Source organism: Tepidimonas sp. (assembly GCF_046292505.1).
Taxonomy (GTDB): domain Bacteria; phylum Pseudomonadota; class Gammaproteobacteria; order Burkholderiales; family Burkholderiaceae_C; genus Tepidimonas.
In genome coordinates, this window is sequence record NZ_JBKBQX010000180.1 from 1 (window position 1) to 720 (window position 720).

General features: G+C 58.3%; 1 pseudogene. It reads left to right on the top strand.

What is annotated here, in order from left to right:
* Positions 1 to 372: 372 nt before the first annotated feature.
* Positions 373 to 720, top strand: a pseudogene (locus ACK4TH_RS12595) (isocitrate lyase); the annotation flags it as partial.

Consider the following 720-nt stretch of genomic DNA (forward strand, 5'->3'; position numbering starts at 1 on the left):
GGGTCGGATGGGGCACGTCTGCAAATGACGTTCGCTGGCCGCCTCACAGCGCGATGGGAACTGCGCCGTATCGCGGATCCCAGCGCCGAGCGGTGACCGACGTTGATTGCGCATCATGAAAAATAGATGCGCAATCATGAAACCCGATTCAGTTCGCCGCAGTGCGTGGTTTTGCGGGGTGCAATCGAGATTCCGTAATACGAAATAAAGAGTCTAAGACGTTGATTTTCATGGTGGTAAAAATGTCTTGTATAAGACACAAGACAAGTTTTATGTCTTATATAAGACTTATACTGTGGGCAACGGGACGGGGTATCGCCGATCGGCTGTACCGACCCCGCCAGGGTTTCCCATCACCACAGGAGTGTTGTCATGACGCAAAACCTCACCCGCGATCAGCAGATCGCCGCTCTCGAAAAAGACTGGGCCGAAAATCCGCGCTGGAAGGGCATCAAGCGCGGCTACAGCGCCGCCGACGTGGTGCGCCTGCGCGGCTCGCTGCAGATCGAGTACACGCTGGCCAAGCGCGGCGCCGAAAAGCTGTGGCGCCTGATCAACGGCGAGGCCAAGAAGGGCTACGTCAACGCCTTTGGCGCCATCACGGCTGGGCAGGCCATGCAGCAGGCCAAGGCGGGGTTGGAGGCCGTTTACCTTTCCGGCTGGCAAGTCGCCGCTGACGGCAACACCAGCGAGACGATGTACCCCGACCAGTCGCTGTAC